At 55.3% G+C, this 11336-nt stretch carries 9 protein-coding genes and 1 tRNA gene; 8 read left to right on the forward strand and 2 right to left on the reverse strand.

Annotated elements, in window-relative coordinates; translation table 11 throughout:
• Positions 1-232: 232 nt before the first annotated feature.
• The 6 genes from OHL22_RS18400 to rho all read left to right on the forward strand — a co-directional run bounded on the left by OHL22_RS18400 (position 233) and on the right by rho (position 7087).
• A complete protein-coding gene (locus tag OHL22_RS18400) occupies positions 233-1948 on the forward strand; it encodes a sensor domain-containing diguanylate cyclase (RefSeq protein ID WP_263340651.1) in 1716 nt (571 codons plus the stop codon).
• Positions 1949-2033: 85 nt separating this feature from the next.
• The gene (locus OHL22_RS18405) at positions 2034-3593 is read left to right on the forward strand and encodes a YifB family Mg chelatase-like AAA ATPase (RefSeq protein ID WP_263340653.1); all 1560 of its coding nucleotides are present in this window, start codon (positions 2034-2036) and stop codon (positions 3591-3593) included.
• A gap of 222 nt (positions 3594-3815) precedes the next feature.
• Positions 3816-4034, forward strand: a complete 219-nt coding sequence (locus tag OHL22_RS18410) for a hypothetical protein (protein ID WP_263340656.1) — start codon at positions 3816-3818, stop codon at positions 4032-4034.
• A gap of 299 nt (positions 4035-4333) precedes the next feature.
• Positions 4334-4591, forward strand: coding sequence for a hypothetical protein (locus tag OHL22_RS18415; RefSeq protein ID WP_263340659.1), 258 nt, complete (start codon positions 4334-4336; stop codon positions 4589-4591).
• A gap of 913 nt (positions 4592-5504) precedes the next feature.
• Positions 5505-5726, forward strand: a complete 222-nt coding sequence (locus tag OHL22_RS18420; protein WP_263340662.1) for a DNA-directed RNA polymerase subunit omega — start codon at positions 5505-5507, stop codon at positions 5724-5726.
• Positions 5727-5836: 110 nt separating this feature from the next.
• Positions 5837-7087 (forward strand): transcription termination factor Rho, encoded by a 1251-nt coding sequence (gene rho / locus OHL22_RS18425; RefSeq protein WP_263340667.1) that lies wholly within the window; start codon positions 5837-5839, stop codon positions 7085-7087.
• Positions 7088-7164: 77 nt separating this feature from the next.
• Here rho and OHL22_RS18430 read toward each other — a convergent pair whose 3' ends face one another.
• The gene (locus OHL22_RS18430) at positions 7165-7737 is read right to left on the reverse strand and encodes a pyridoxamine 5'-phosphate oxidase family protein (protein WP_263340668.1); all 573 of its coding nucleotides are present in this window, start codon (positions 7735-7737) and stop codon (positions 7165-7167) included.
• A 180-nt stretch (positions 7738-7917) separates the two neighbouring features.
• Here OHL22_RS18430 and OHL22_RS18435 point away from each other — a divergent pair.
• Positions 7918-7993 (forward strand) — tRNA-Ala (locus OHL22_RS18435).
• Between the two features lie 567 nt (positions 7994-8560).
• Here the strand turns inward: OHL22_RS18435 and OHL22_RS18440 are convergent.
• Positions 8561-10381 (reverse strand): tetratricopeptide repeat protein, encoded by a 1821-nt coding sequence (locus OHL22_RS18440; RefSeq protein ID WP_263340669.1) that lies wholly within the window; start codon positions 10379-10381, stop codon positions 8561-8563.
• Positions 10382-10634: 253 nt separating this feature from the next.
• Here OHL22_RS18440 and OHL22_RS18445 point away from each other — a divergent pair, with 253 nt between their 5' ends.
• Positions 10635-11219 carry a hypothetical protein gene (locus OHL22_RS18445; RefSeq protein WP_263340671.1) on the forward strand — a complete coding sequence of 195 codons (585 nt, stop codon included), beginning with the start codon at positions 10635-10637 and terminating at the stop codon, positions 11217-11219.
• The last annotated feature ends 117 nt before the right edge of the window (positions 11220-11336 follow it).

Raw genomic sequence — 11336 nt, forward strand, 5'->3', positions numbered from 1 at the left:
ATACGCATCTATACCGCGTGAACAAAATACGAGATCTAAATGAATTGCACGTAATTCGAGATTCGCGTACACGCTACATTTTAAGAATACATCGCGGAAGAAATGCCGATTATCTGAGAGAGTAAGAAATCCTTATTTGGTGAGACGAAAAGGGTGTGTCGAAATTTGCGACGTAATTCCTTTTCTTTATAGCTGTTACTTCGGGTAGTATATTCTGGTTACCAAAGCTGACATGTCCGATTCAAAGTCTAATGTCAGGTCCGGTAGATTCGCCGGCGTCGACTCCACGGTGGCGCTGATTTGCGCTATTGGGCTTTGCGCCTTTCTTTTTCTGGTCGGGGCAGGATGGGCTGTTTACGGCAACACGCGAAGTTTGACGAACGCTGCGAACTGGGTGGAGCACACACAGGAGGTATTGACGGCTCTGCGCAGGGTTTCGCTGCTGGTCGAGCGGATTGAATACCGATCTTCCTTATATCTTTCCACGAAAAATGAGGAACAGCTGGCACGAGCGCGTGCGTCGGAGAATCAGCTCGAGACAACGTTGGTTCATGTGAAGTTTCTGGTCTCGGATAATGCCCAGCAACTGGCTGCGCTGGGCCGTCTGGAAACCTGTACTCATCAGCTTTCGGTGTCGATGGCGGGGTTTACGCTACAGTCGCCGATGCCAGCGGATGCCCTGAAAGAGTGCTATGAGGCCACGGGTGTCATGTTGGACCAGGAGCAATGGCTTCTGGATCAGCGCTCGAAAGGTTCCGAACGGAGCAATGTTCTTTTCCTGAGTAGTCAATTTGCTTTTGTCGGTTTATGCCTGCTGGCGCTTGTGGCGTTGTTTATTTTTCTGGTTCGGGATGCGCTGCGCCGCTCCAAGACGGAACAAGACATCGCAAATGCCAATACGAAGCTGGCGGAAACGGTGCGTGCGCTGGAAGACCGAGCGAGCGAGACGCAGCTGATGACGACGGCGCGCGACGAACTGCAGTTATGCCAGAGCGTCGACCAGGTGTACGTGGCGGCGGCACGAAGCCTCGGATTGCTGCTGGAAGGAACGAACGGTTCGCTCTCCATGATTAATAATTCGCGGCATGTGGTTGAGGTGGTCTCGACCTGGCAGGGCAACGATGCGGCCGGAACGGCGATTGATTTTCATCCGCTGGATGCCTGCTGCGGCCTGCGCTCAGGGCAATCACGCTGGCGAACGCCGGGCGTTTCTGAAATTCACTGCACGCACTTCAAGGGCGATCCGCCTGAGCGGTATCTGTGCAAGCCGATCTCGGCGCATGGCAATACGCTTGGGGTATTGTGCGTGGTATGCGCGAATGACGCACAGGAGGCGTTAGTCAATGCGCGCGTGGATGCGTTGCGCCAGATGCTGCAACTGACAGGGATGGCCGTTGCGACGCTGAACCTGAGGATGAAGCTGGAAAACCAGTCGATCCGGGATCATCTTACCGGTCTGTTCAACCGGCATTTCATGCAGATCTCGCTTGAACGGGAAATCTCTCGCGCATCGCGCCGCAGACAGACGTTGGCGGTATTCATGCTGGATCTGGACCACTTCAAGGTGTTCAACGATACCTTTGGTCATGCTGCGGGAGACGCTGTGCTCAAGGCTGCTGCAGAAGTGTTTGTCAGCAGCGTGCGCGCGGAAGACGTTGCTTGCCGTTACGGCGGAGAAGAATTCACGATCATTCTTCCTGATATGTCGCCTGAGATTGCCATGCAGCGAGCAGAAAGTATCCGCAGGGCAGTGGAGCGGCTGCGTGTGCCGATTGGCCGCGATCAGACGGCCGAGGTGACTGTGTCGATTGGTATTGCGATGTATCCGGCCGATGGCGAGACCGGGGATGCCTTGCTGCATCGTGCGGATCTTGGGCTCTATGCGGCAAAACGTCAGGGGCGCAATCGTGTGATAGCGCAGCGTGAAGATCAGCCATCGCTGGCTTGATGACGGCTTCTGTGTAAGCCATTTCCCGATATAGATGTCTCTATAGATTTCGCCGTGTCGGGTGCTACACTCGCGCTTTCCACGCATGCTTGCCAAGGTACTTAGCGCTGCTGTTTACGGCATCGATGCGAATCTCATCGATGTAGAAGTGGATCTGAGCGGAACTGTTGCAGAAGAGGACCGCTTTCACACCGTTGGATTGCCGGATGCGGCGGTGCGGGAGAGCCGCGACCGCGTACGCGCGGCGATGAAGAACTCCGGCTACCTGATTCCTCCCACGCATATCACGATCAATCTGGCACCCGCGGACCTGAAGAAAGAGGGCGCGGGATTTGACCTGCCGATTGCGATCGGTATCCTGAGCGCGTATGGCGCTCTACAGATCAAGGATCTGAGCCGGTTTTTGCTGGTAGGAGAACTGGGGCTGGATGGAAGCCTGCGGCCTGTGCCGGGTATTCTGTCGATTGCGGTGCTGGCGCGCTCGCGTGGCATAGCTAATCTCATATTGCCGGCCGTAAACGCACCTGAGGCGGCGGTGGTAACCGGGGTGAATGTGTTTCCGGTGGCTTCGCTGGCAGAGGTGATTGAGCTGCTGAATTCGACAGTGCTGGGTGAGGTACAGCGGAAGCCATTCAGCGTGGCAACCGAAAAGCTGCTGGGTGAACTGCAGCACTATCCCAACGACTTTGCGGATGTCCGTGGGCAGCAGACGGCCAAGCGTGCGCTGGAAGTGGCGGCGGCGGGCGGGCACAACATATTGATGATTGGACCGCCGGGGTCGGGAAAGACGATGTTGGCGAAGCGGCTGCCATCGATTCTGGCTCCGCTGACCTTTGACGAAGCGCTGGAGACGACGAAGATTCATTCCGTGGCCGGAGTACTCGATTCGGCGCAGGGACTGGTGGCGCAAAGGCCTTTTCGAGCGCCGCACCATACGATTTCGGATGCGGGGTTGATTGGCGGAGGGATTGTTCCGCGGCCGGGCGAAGTTTCGCTGGCGCACAACGGGCTTTTATTTTTGGATGAGCTGCCAGAGTTCCCGCGGAATGTGCTGGAGGTAATGCGGCAGCCACTGGAAGATCATACGGTTACGATTGCGCGGGCTTCGATGTCGCTGACGTTTCCGGCACGATTCATGCTGGCGGCTGCGATGAATCCGTGCCCTTGCGGGTATTTCAACGACAAGTCGCGGGAGTGTCATTGCACGCCGCCGATGATTCAGCGCTACGTGGCGAAGGTGTCGGGACCGCTGCTGGATCGGATCGATATTCACATTGAGGTGCCGGCGGTGCAGTATAAAGAGCTGCGCGGCGGGGCGGCGGCGGAGGGATCGGCGCAAGTGAGAGATCGTGTGATGCGAGCACGGGAGTATCAGCGGGAGCGGTTTCAGAAGGCCGGAGAGAAAGTCTATTCGAATGCTCAGATGGGAACACGGCAGATTCGAGCTTATTGCGAACTGGGGGCTGACGCGGAGCGTTTGCTGGAGCGGGCGATGCAACAGCAGGGGTTAAGCGCGCGTGCGCATGACCGGATTCTTAAAGTCGCGCGCACGATCGCCGATCTGGATAATGAGAAGTTTTTGTCGGTAACACACCTGGCGGAGGCGATTCAGTATCGGACACTGGATCGCAGTTACTGGTCATGATTACGCCAGACCTGATGTCCAAGGTACGAAAGCATGACTCTTAAGAATTCGTATGTTGTATTGGTAGAAGAACTTATGGCTGTTAGTTTTCTTTACAGAAGCTAACTCATCTATGCCGTTGCAGCTGGCGATGTCTTTTGAAACCCACTCATCACTGGGATCTTAGATGTCTCTGAGCTCTGGCTTATGGAAAGCGCTTCCAAGCCGGGACGGAGGTGGCCTGTGTTTCTGGAAGGTTCAAATCTCGATACGATTATTTTTGCAGCTCCCTTGTTGTACCTGCTGCTGACATTTCTCTTCCGGGTGTTTGAAATGTGTGGAAAAACCTGGAAAGTGGCAGTACATGTTTCCACCAACCCGGGGCTTGATGCGAATGGGCTGCCGGTGTGCATGGATCCAGATCAGGCTCTGCCCAGGGTGATTCAGTCTCGTACGCTCTGAAGCTCGGTTGTTTGCGTAACCGAAAGCTAATGCGCAGCGAATCCAATTCTTTTTTCGAAGGAGGTGTTTTCCCGCGCAGACCCCGCCGCCTGATTGTTTATTGAGTGTTATTACCGAGGTGTTAGTGGTAATGACGGTGCGGTACTATGGTGGATCGGGTTACTTTAGCCGATGATACGAGCTGAAGGATTCCATAGCTGTCGGCTGCTAAGTCAATTGTTGTAGGGTTCTTCCCAATTTTGCCTGCAAGGCAGATTTCTGCATCAGGCGGAAATGCGGCGCAGGGAAGGATTAGGGACATGACGGTTCTCTCCAATTCCGATGCGATTCTGGTTGCGGTTCCGATGGTTGGGATTTTGATCGCCTGTTTCTTCAGGCTGGATGAGATGTTTGGGAAGCCAAAAAAGAAAGTTATGCTGGAGCATCGTCGGCAGATGTCGGGTTGGGACGAGAATGGAAAGCCGATATGTATTGATCCAGATGGCGGCAAGGGGCGACAGGTCAGCGCTGGGACAGTTCCAGTAAAGGCACGAGTGCGCAGAGACTGGACCGAGTAATCGGCTATAACTCTTTTGTTTGTTCATCGAGTCAGACAGCTGGTTTTCTACAAAACTTCGATCGCGATGTATTCAGATGATTCAAAAGAATACCGGTACATAGGTAACTTAAAGAGATCTAACCATCTATCCGATGAGTCCGTCACGGGCAACCGGAATGTACGGCTGCCACTCAAGGCGGGCCGGGATGCTGGTTTCTACTTCTGATGCATGCAGTTTTCTCATAACAATTCCGATGGTGGCATGTTTGCTGGTGAACATGTTCCGGCTGGATGAACTGATCGGGCGGTCAAGAGAGAAGTCGAGAAGAGGCCGGCGACTCACAGCCTGGAACAAGGATGGTATCCCGGTGTGCGAGGACCCAAGCCCTGCAGATTGTGTGATATACCGGCAACGGTACTGAGGAAGGCTGTCGGAACGATCACGCTGAAGTGCGTTTAAGCTGGCGAAGAAGTTTTATATTTTTATTTTGGTTGAAAAGCGCCTGTTTGTGCTATAAAAAAGGGTTGACCGGAACACAGGTTGGGTATACATTTAGTCTTGCTATCCGAACAAGGCCGACTAGCGTAAACCTGAGATTTGCATCCTGCAACGCCTTGATCCCCGTAGATTGACCTCCGAGTCATTTTGTAGTGTGGTTCACCTAGCGGTAGCGGTGCGCCAGAATGTGTGTAGTTGATCGGGATTGAGCAGTGGAATCCCGGTAGTAAGCCTAATTTGGAAAAGCCGTGAGGTTCCGGGAGATTGTGCCGTTTAGAACGGCTCCGACGATCAGGCAAAAGAGATTTTTGAACTCAATCGGGGACTTGTGCGTCCAATGATTGGTGGTTGGAAATATGGAGACGACACGGAGATTGTCGCTCTCCACTGCGCCGGAAAACCGGCTGCGAGATTAATAAGGAGAAAGACTGTTATGCGTTCAGAATTGATTTTTGGGGCACTTACTCATGTGTCCAACCGTTATCAGCTTTGCCAGTTAGCGAGCAAAGCCACCCGTAAGCTTCATAAGCCGAACACGCGTCTGCAGGATACGACCAACGAAGTGCTGTTTCGTTTCCGCACCTCGAATCCTGGCGCTTCGGCCCCAACCGTAGAGCCTGAAAATCAGCCGGTAGAGCAGCGCCGCGCAGCGTAAAGCGCGCGGTCTGCCCCACCTATTTGTATTGACCCGCCTGAAACCTACCCTCCAAAACATCACCTCCCCTCGATCCTCTCGAAAAACAGGATTAGCCCCAGCAGGATTCCATGACCATTGCTGAATTAAAAGAAAAGAACATCACTGAGCTGAGCCGCATCGCGCGGACTCTCGACATTCAAGGCGCCAGCGGCCTGCGCAAGCAGGACCTTATCTTCAAGATTCTGCAGGCGCAGAGCGAAAAAGAAGGCCACATCTTTGCCGAAGGCGTGCTTGAGATTCTGCCCGACGGCTATGGCTTTTTGCGTTCTCCCGATTACAACTACCTGCCGGGGCCGGACGACATTTACGTATCGCCGTCACAGATTCGTAAGTTTGACCTGAAGACGGGCGACACGATCAGCGGCAATGTGAGGCCGCCGCATGAGGGCGAGAAATATTTTGCGTTGGTGAAGATCGAGGCGATCAACTTTGAGTCGCCGGAAGAGACACGCAACAAGATTCTTTTCGACAACCTGACTCCGCTGTATCCGCAGGAGCGGATCAAGATGGAGACGGTGCGCGAAGGAATCAGCGGCCGCGTGATGGATCTGTTGACGCCGGTGGGCAAGGGGCAGCGCGGATTGATTGTGGCTCCTCCGCGTACCGGTAAGACGATGTTGCTGCAGTCGATTGCAAACTCGATCACTACGAATCATCCGGAAGTAGTTTTGATTGTGCTGCTGATCGACGAGCGTCCAGAAGAAGTGACGGACATGCAGCGGTCGGTGAAGGGCGAGGTTATCAGCTCGACCTTTGACGAGCCAGCGGCGCGGCATGTGCAGGTTGCCGAGATGGTGATCGAAAAGGCCAAGCGGTTGGTAGAGCACAAGCGCGATGTGGTGATTCTGCTGGATTCGATTACGCGTCTGGCACGTGCTTACAACACGATTGTTCCGCCATCGGGAAAGGTGCTCTCGGGCGGTGTAGATTCTAACGCGTTGCAGCGGCCGAAGCGGTTCTTTGGCGCGGCTCGCAACATCGAAGAGGGTGGCTCGCTGACGATCATTGCGACAGCTCTGGTGGATACCGGATCGCGCATGGACGAAGTCATCTTCGAAGAATTCAAGGGAACGGGCAATATGGAAGTGATCCTGGAGCGCAAGCTGGTGGACAAGCGTGTCTTCCCGGCGATCGATATCCAGCGCTCCGGCACACGTAAGGAAGAGCTGCTGATTGCGAAGGAAGATTTGCAGCGTATCTGGGTGCTGCGCAAGGTGCTCAATCCGCTGTCGTCAGTGGAGGCGATGGAGTTGCTGGTGAGTCACCTGGAGAAGGCGCGCAACAACGCGGAGTTCCTGCTGAATCTGAATCGTCTGTAAAAGTAATGACCAACAAAAAAGACCGAAGAGGCGATGCTTCTCCGGTCTTTTTCTTTTTGGGATATTTGCTCGTTGGCTTAAACGGCCTGCCTGATTGAGGGAAGCATTTCGCGAATTTCATCGATGGTGTAGCGCGGTGTGATGTGTTGCGGACAGTTCCAGTCGAAGGCCACGAGGTCAATACGGAAGATGCGTTCGACTTCGCTCTTTTCGCGCGGATTGGCGACGAGGCGGTCTAGGTTTGGATCGATTCCGGGTTCGATGATGTGGGCGTGCCCGATGATTTTGAGGCGGGTCTGGTTGGGGTAATCCATAAGGAAAAGAGCGACGCGATCGTTTTCAGCGAGATTGCCGGCAGAGATGTACTGCTTATTGCCGGAGTAATCGGCGAAGGCCAGGGTTTTGGAATCGAGGATTTTCAGGAAACCTTGCGGACCTCCGCGATGCTGCATGTAAGGCCAGCCGTCATGGCTAACGGTGGCCATGTAGAAGGAGTCGCGCTCTGCGATGAAGCTGGCTTCATTTTGGGAGAGCGCGTCGTGGCTTGCGCCGGATTGAGCGATGCGCTCGTAGGCTGCCCGGGAGCCGTTGCGGCTTTGGAGAGTCTTGGCAGTGGGACTAAAGAGTGTTTGTGCGAATTTGTTCCCCATGGAATTTCCTTGCGCCCGGACGGATGGCCTATTGCATCGATGCTGCGGGGTTGGGAAAGGACGCGCATAAATGTGGCAGGCGATTACTCTTGCGTCGGATGCACGATGATTCCTGAGCGCGCGCGAGGTTGGCGTTTGGGGCGCTTCTTGATAAACTCAGAGAGTTGTTTCCTCTCTTGTGGGGCTGTAGCTCAGCTGGGAGAGCGCCTCGTTCGCAACGAGGAGGCCAGCGGTTCGATCCCGCTCAGCTCCACCAAATAAATCAAGCATATAGCTTAAAAATCCGGGTCCATTGAGATGGCTCAGTGCTGAAATGGGTCCATTAAGAATTTCAGGCCACTTTGTTCTCTTTCAGGACCAGGGAAGCTACTTTTTTCCCGGCGTTCCGCTTCTCATCTCCCACAGTCTGCGCATAAGTAGCCAGCGTCATTTCTGGCGTGGAATGGCGCATGAGTTCCATGCTCATTCAGAGGCTTATGCCGTTCGACAGAAGTAGGGAAGCATAGGAGCGCCGGAGCGCATGCCAGCCCAGGTTGGGTTTGGTGATCCCAGCACGTTCGATTGCGGGGACCACATTCCAGCGCCAGAGAGTGCTGGGCCAAAGCGGCTGCTTCCCAAACGAGACCACGGATGCGAAGATCCAGTTACCTTAACCGGAATACGATGGCTCCTCTTTCCATACCCTGAGTGCGTCCAAGAAAATGCGCCTCAGAACATGTCCAGGACCGATCAGGGAGATCTGCACGTTCGCGGTGTAAGCCAGGAGTTGCTTCCGTGTGAACTTCTTCCTCACAAGCATCTTGCCGGCTCTACCCAAGAACGATTAGCCAAGCCCGACGCGATGGATCAGCTCAACGAATCGATGGTCGCTGCGGATCGGATCGAAGTATGGATGGGTCTTGACGAATTGGAGGATATTGGACTGCTCCTTGTAAGCCTGCTCGAGCCAGTAGAAGGCCTGTTCATTGTCACCGAGCCCCAGATAGGCATTCACAAACGCAGCGGCGGGCACGTAGCCTGCCTTCCGCCGCTGTTTCAGTTCCGCGAGTAGCCGCAGCGCATCACCACGCCGGCCGGCGTGGGCATAGGCCCGGATCAGTACGCCGGTTGTAGCAGGGCTGCCTTTAGAGAGTGACACCGCTTTCTCCAGGACTGGAATAGCATCCAGAGCCTGACCGTTAGCGACGAGGGAGAATCCCAAACCCGTAAGCGTGGTCGCATCGTCCGGCTGTATCGCCAGGGTGCTGCGCGACTCTCGGATTGCCTCGCCGTAGCGGTGGGCCTGAAAAAGTATCCATGACACATCACCGCCGGAGACCGCGACCGGATCGAGCGCACGGGCTCGCTGGATCCAGGCCACGGCCTCGTCAGTACGGCCCTGGCATGACAACCACAAGGCAAACCCAAGGTGGGCAAACGCGCCGTTCGGGTTCACTTCGAGAGCGCGTCTGTATTCCGATTCAGCATCGGACCACTGCCACTGCTTCTGAAAGACATTGGCTAAGACGACGTGTGCGTCTACAAGGTTTGGATCAAGCGCCAGCGCTTGCCGGCCGAAGCTGACGGCCTTGGGCCGCGTCTCTGCCGGAGGCACCCCGTCAAACACAGTCCCAAGCTGGTCGTAGGCCTCAGCCATGCCCAGATAAGCTGGGGCAAAGGTTGAGTCCCGGTGGATGGCGTCCTCAAAATAAGCGATGCATTGCTCCATCGCGGCTTTGCCGCTTTCATGGGTTAGAACAAACTTGCCCCTCAGATAGCTTTCGTAGACCTCAGGTGCTACAGAGCGCACTGCGGCGAGCCGCTGGCGCTCCTCTCCGGTTACCGTCACTTCCACTTTTTCGGCAACAAGTTGCGCCACCTCGCTTTCGAGCGTAAGCACGTCTCGCATCTCGCGGTCGTAGCTCTCTGACCAGAAATGTGCGTCTGTGGCTCCCCGGATCAGCTGGGCGGTTACACGAATCCTGCTGCCGTCCCGGATCACCGATCCTTCCACCACAGCATCCACGCCCAGAGCTCTTGCGATTTCAGGCACCGATTGTTGCGGGTTCCTGAAGCGCATCACGGATGTATGAGAGATCACGCGGAGATCGTGGATTTCCGAGAGGCGCCCGATGAGGGCGTCGGTGATTCCATCCGCCAGGTATTCCTGCGCTGGATCCCCTGACAGGTTCCGAAGGGGCAACACCGCGATCGACTGGATACGGGCGGGAGCTTTTCCAGTTTCGCGATACCGGGCGACCAGCCTGACAGTAGTCAGCAGGGCAGGCAACAGACAGAGACAAACAAGGGCTCCCAAAACAAACCAAAGACCCGTCCTCCGCACTCGCGGAGATGTGCGCCGATTCTGAGGGATCGAAGGTGTTTCTATCTCTGGCTTCGATTCGAACTCGTCCTCGGGCCTTGAGTCGAGCCCCTCCACACGCAAACGGCGGCTCTCAATCCATGCGTCAAGTTCGCTGGTCATAGCGTAGACTGAGCCGCGCTTATCGTGCTGATGCCGATGGACCGGCATTCCCTCCCGTTTTTCCCACCTTTGGACTGTTGTCACGTCGCGGCTAAGGTAGGCTGCGATCTCCTTCCATGAATTGAGCCGCCTTTCGGCCGCTTTTCGCGCCAGCGGGATTTCGAAGGTCGGCTCACCCATTGCAATCTCCCGGAAACTTCCAAGATCTCGCGAGAAATGTACAGATTGTAATCCCCGTCCGACAGGACGGCAAAAGACAGCATTTGACTGCAAATTGCTTTTCCGCGTGTTGCTGTTTGACCCGGCCTGGCGGATGCTCGACCGTTACTGCAATGTCAGGCGCGAAGCCGCTGCGACTCGATCCGCAGAAAGCCTCTGGTTCCTGCCCGTTGGGTCGGCGGCTAAGGTGCCAATCCCGAACAGGAGAATTCTTATGAGCAGAAAAATCTCGATTTGGGCAGTACATGCGTTTTCCATCTTTATGCTCCTTGCGGCCAGTGCAGGTATTGCCCAGGATCGTGAACATGTGCAGCTCAAAGGCCTAATCAACGACTACTCCCCGTCCAGCGTAAAAGGCGGCCCGTGGGAAATGCACGGCCAATGGACTCTGGACCTGCACGAAAGATGGGACAATGCAGACTTTTCAGCCGACATGACCATGTCTGGCTACGGGACCTCCGATAACGCTCCTGATGCGCTGCTTGGCGGTCAGAATGCACACACTCATAACATCAAACTCACGGAAAAGAAAATCATCTGGAATATGGATGGCTGTCCCACTTTCAGCCCTGCCACTAAACAGGGCTTCCAGATCAGCGGCACGGTGAGTCTCCTGACGGGTAATGGCAGCAACGCTCCCTTCGAGACCGACCCGCCGTCATCCACCTTGCAGGTCTGCGTCACAGGTGGGGACGAGGCTCCATACTCAGCGCCTTATTCGAATATCACGCTGGTGTTCAGAGGACCTGCAGCGACTCACTTTGGCGAGCAGCCGATCCATGGCGTAGTGAAAAGGTGAACGAAACAGCCTGGCGAAAAAATCCGGGTGGCAAGCGGCCGTGTGGTAAATCCGCCGCCGAACGATGAGCCGGCTGTTTTGTAGCGCATGTGCGATTGAAACGCGATGTGAAAGAAA

It is taken from the genome of Acidicapsa dinghuensis, assembly GCF_025685685.1.
GTDB classification, from domain to species: Bacteria; Acidobacteriota; Terriglobia; order Terriglobales; family Acidobacteriaceae; genus Acidicapsa; species Acidicapsa dinghuensis.